The sequence below is a fragment of the Planktotalea sp. genome (genome assembly GCF_039984035.1).
Classification (GTDB): domain Bacteria; phylum Pseudomonadota; class Alphaproteobacteria; order Rhodobacterales; family Rhodobacteraceae; genus Planktotalea.
On record NZ_JBDWVM010000071.1, the window covers coordinates 1 to 3,771 of the forward strand.

5 protein-coding genes and 1 pseudogene are annotated in these 3,771 nt (G+C 55.5%); 2 read left to right on the plus strand and 4 right to left on the minus strand.

Annotated features, from left to right (window positions below):
* The coding region (locus ABJQ89_RS03205) for an alcohol dehydrogenase catalytic domain-containing protein (protein ID WP_348494830.1) at positions 1–622 on the minus strand (622 nt) is incomplete at its 3' end.
* 189 nt (positions 623–811) lie between these two features.
* On the opposite strand from ABJQ89_RS03205, the gene ABJQ89_RS03210 reads away from it, so the two are divergent.
* Positions 812–1,690, plus strand: coding sequence for a LysR family transcriptional regulator (locus ABJQ89_RS03210; protein ID WP_348494831.1), 879 nt, complete (start codon positions 812–814; stop codon positions 1,688–1,690).
* A 16-nt stretch (positions 1,691–1,706) separates the two neighbouring features.
* On the opposite strand, the gene ABJQ89_RS03215 is transcribed toward ABJQ89_RS03210, so the two are convergent.
* Both ABJQ89_RS03215 and ABJQ89_RS03220 read right to left on the minus strand, forming a co-directional pair.
* Positions 1,707–2,432 (minus strand): DUF2161 family putative PD-(D/E)XK-type phosphodiesterase, encoded by a 726-nt coding sequence (locus tag ABJQ89_RS03215; protein ID WP_348494832.1) that lies wholly within the window; start codon positions 2,430–2,432, stop codon positions 1,707–1,709.
* 4 nt (positions 2,433–2,436) lie between these two features.
* A complete protein-coding gene (locus ABJQ89_RS03220) occupies positions 2,437–3,060 on the minus strand; it encodes a J domain-containing protein (protein ID WP_348494834.1) in 624 nt (207 codons plus the stop codon).
* A gap of 74 nt (positions 3,061–3,134) precedes the next feature.
* Between ABJQ89_RS03220 and ABJQ89_RS03225 the strand changes: the two genes are divergently transcribed.
* Positions 3,135–3,395, plus strand: a complete 261-nt coding sequence (locus ABJQ89_RS03225; RefSeq protein ID WP_348494833.1) for a BolA family protein — start codon at positions 3,135–3,137, stop codon at positions 3,393–3,395.
* A gap of 96 nt (positions 3,396–3,491) precedes the next feature.
* On the opposite strand, the pseudogene ABJQ89_RS03230 reads toward ABJQ89_RS03225, so the two are convergent.
* Positions 3,492–3,771 (minus strand): annotated as a pseudogene (locus ABJQ89_RS03230) (hypothetical protein); the annotation flags it as partial.

The window sequence follows — 3,771 nt, forward strand, 5'->3', positions numbered from 1 at the left end:
CGCCCAATTGCAGGGCGTGATCCAGCTTTTCTTGCACGATATCGACCACGACGACCCGCGCGCCCAGCATTTTAGCAAGCAGCAACGCCGAAAGGCCGATGCCACCCGTTCCATGCACTGCGACCCATTCGCCAGCGCGCACATTCGCGCGATCTGTAAGAGCGTGCCACGCTGTCGTCACGCGGCATCCAAGTCCCGCGGCGAGGGCTGGCGACAAGCTGTCGGGCAGGTGAACAAGGTTGTGATCAAAGGGGACTGCGACGAATTCGGCATAGGCCCCGGGGGCGCCAAAGCCAGGAACAATCGCGCTTTCGCAGGTGTTTGAGGTGCCTGTGCGACAGGCAGGGCAATCGCCGCAACCCAGAATGAAGGGCGCGATCAATCTGTCGCCAACCTTATATTTGGCACGCGCGCCAGCCTGCACAACGGTGCCGCAATATTCATGGCCCAAGATGGAGCCGTTCGACACCTTGGGGTGGCCACCGACCCAGCCGTGATAATCAGAGCGACACACGCCGCAAGCCGCCACTTCAAGAACGACGCCATTTTCGGGGCAGGCGGGGTCTGGCACCTCTTCGATGGAGAGGTCTTCGTTAAATTCTCTGACGACGGCTGCGCGCATTGTTCATCCTCTTGGGGTCATTGGAGCAGCCTATCAGTAAATTTTTATGTCTATAAAACCAATTTTTCTTACATTATGTTTAGAAAAACTTTCAGTAGTTAGTGGAAACCGCTGTGCGGTGACACGTGATGAGGGTTTCAACCTGATCATAGGTCACGGCGTAGCTTGCCGTTTGAGGAGCATGAGAGAATGACAATTCGACAACTTCGAACCCTTGTTGCGATCTCGGATTCTAAAACATTCAGCGCTGCGGCGGATGTGGTTCATGTAACCCATGCTGCCGTGAGCCAACAGATGCAGGCGCTGGAGGCCGATCTTGGCGTGGCCCTGTTTGATCGCAGCACGCGTACCCCTGAATTGACCCCAATCGCACATAAGGTTGTGAGCAAGGCGCGCCTTTTGATTGAAAGCTATGACAATCTGGTTCCCTCCGCTTTGGGGGATGGCGGGTTAAGCGGGACGATTGCATTCGGTGTTCTGCGCACGACGCTGACGGGGCTGACGCCCAAAGCGATGTCTATATTGAAGTCGAAGTTTCCCGAGATTGGCTTGCATATCCGACCGGGGCTGACGGGGACTTTACTGGTCGAAATTGAAAGGGGCACTTTGGATGCTGCCATTGTCGTCAAGCCCAACCTCTTGCCCAAGGGGTTAACCTTTCGGGAGCTGACACGGGAGCCGATGCAGTTGATTACGTCCATTGATGATCCTGAGGGTGATCCCATCAAGCTGCTGAAATCGCGGCCCTTCATTCGCTACGACAGGAATGCAGTGGTCGGAACGTTGATAGACAATTGGATTTCAGCGCGCCGCATTCAAGTGTCCGAGACGATGGAATTGGATAGCCCTGAAGCGATTGCATCCATGGTGCAGGCAAATCTGGGTGTTTCCATCGTGCCTGACCTTGCGGTCAAGCCAATCGATGTGGTTCCGGTCAAACGCATCAGTCTTGGCGCGGATGCACCGACGCGTGTTTTAGGGCTGATATATCGCCAAAACCAAGTGAAGACGAAAGCGATTGATGAACTGTTCGATGCTTTGTCGCAAGCTATTGAAGGCGCCCCTTAGGCCGTATGCACGGTATCTATTTCTTGCTTGAGGCTGTGGGAGCAGGATCATCGGGCGCTGGATACAGCTCGCGAATGGCATCAAGTTCGCTTTCGTATTCGCCTAGCGCATCTTGCCCCTTCGGGCTGAGCCAATAGATGCCTGTCGAGATACGTTCAAACCAGCCATAGTGATTGTGAGACATCAAATCACGCGCCTTTGGAACGCCTGTTTTCTTAGCGATTTCAGAGGCTTTGGTGGGGCCATGCCCCTCTAGGAAACCAAGGCATTTTAACGCGTCCTGGCGGTAAGCTGTGACCAATCCCTGGCGCGTTGAGCCGCCTGTGTTGGGATCACCCACAAGACGCTGAAATTCGCGCAGATGGCGGTCGGTCTTCTTCTTGGATTTGCGCGGCACGTAAGGGGTTGGATCGACATGGGCTTCGACAAAATTGTCAGAGGCGCGCACGGTGAGCAGGCCAAGCCCGAGGCGACGGCAAAGTGTTTTGTTGTTTTTGAGCGATTTCAAACCTGCTTTGCCCTTGGGGCGCGGCACGCAAATATAGACGGTATCGCAGATCGAAAGCCGCTCAACACCCTGATGAAAAAGCGATAAGGAAAAGCCAGTCTTGAGTTCGACAATGACGGGCGGCTCATCCCCGCGCATCGCCATCACATCGAGCTTGCCCACTTCGCCCTTCACTTCATACCCCTGTGCTTCCAAGAAGGATTTCACAGGGGGATAGAGGTCCGTTTCGCGCATGGGGTTATTTGAAGTTACGGCTGTCTTTGATTTGATCCCACGCCCAAACGACTTCTTGCAACTGCTCTTCCTGAGAGCGGTCGCCGCCGTTCATGTCGGGGTGCAAAACTTTGATCAAAGCTTTGTAAGACTTGCGAATATCGGCTTTGCTCCAGAAATCCTTGGCTTCCAAGATTTCCATCGCGCGGCGCTCGGTCGGGGGAAGGCGCTTGCCAGCTGCGCCACCCTTGCCGGGGTTGCGCGTGGCGTTGCCGCCGAGAACCTGATGCGGGTCTTCAATGCCAAGGCGCGCCCATGCAGCGGCTTCGGGGTCTTTGACGGGCTTGGTTTCGCGTTCCCAGACTTTGTCCTTGGAATGCTGGGCATTCATCTCGGCCTCTGTCGTGCCGTTAAAGAAGTTCCATTTGAGGTTATATTCGCGCACGTGATCTTTGCAGAACCAAACGTAGTCATCCAAAACGTCAGGTGCACGGGGGGCGCGGAACTTGCCGGGCAGTTCACATCCCGCGTGTTCACACACGCGTTGAGATGTCTCGGACTCGCCAGACATGCCGCGACGACCGCGCGGGTTTTTCTTTTTTGCGGATGCTACAGACATGTCGAATCCGAAAGGGTCGTTCTTCTTTATCATTGCTCACCTCGTCAACTCAGGCGCATAACAATAGAGGATTTGGCAGGGGTTAGAAGGGAAGTTTTGGAATAATGTCGAAGGCAGATGAAATTCGTTTGAAATTAGAAGCGGCGTTAGCGCCATCTGAGCTGGATATCGTCGATGATAGTGAAAGCCATCGCGGTCATGGGGGATTTCAAGAGGGGGGAGAGACGCATTACAATGTGCGGATACGCGCCGATGCGTTTACGGGGAAGAGCCGTATTCAGCGTCACCGCATGGTGCATGGGGCGCTGGGGCCAGAGCTGATCGGGCGAATCCATGCTTTGGCGCTTGATCTGGATGTGCCCTAACGGGCGCAGGATATTTGGGTTGGGGGCGCTGCCCCCAACGCGCTTGCGACGCGCTCCCCTGATCGCGCTCCCCTGATATGGTGAAGGTAAAGGGGGTTATTCCGTCGTTGCGGGTGTTTCGACGGGCGGCTCTTTGCGGGCGCCATCGAGTGTGTCGGGGTCGAGGTCAGCTTCTTCGGAGATTTCGATGAGTTCGCCTTCTGGGGTGACCTCTACGATTGGGTCTGGTTTGACCTCTGGCTCTTGGTCCAGCTCTTGCTCGGGTTCCTCGTCCAGTTCCGGCTCTGCTGCGGCGAGGAGTTGAGGTTCGAACGCCTCCAAATCATCGCTCGCAGGGCGGCGGAAGACCAGCACGTTGCGGAAAACGGTTGTTTTG

Excerpts from the sequence above, each read along its gene's own strand:
- ABJQ89_RS03225 (WP_348494833.1), top strand. The coding sequence starts at position 3,135 with ATGTCGAAGGCAGATGAAATTCGTTTGAAATTAGAAGCGGCGTTAGCG.
- ABJQ89_RS03215 (WP_348494832.1), bottom strand. The coding sequence starts at position 2,432 with ATGCGCGAAACGGACCTCTATCCCCCTGTGAAATCCTTCTTGGAAGCA.
- ABJQ89_RS03210 (WP_348494831.1), top strand. The coding sequence starts at position 812 with ATGACAATTCGACAACTTCGAACCCTTGTTGCGATCTCGGATTCTAAA.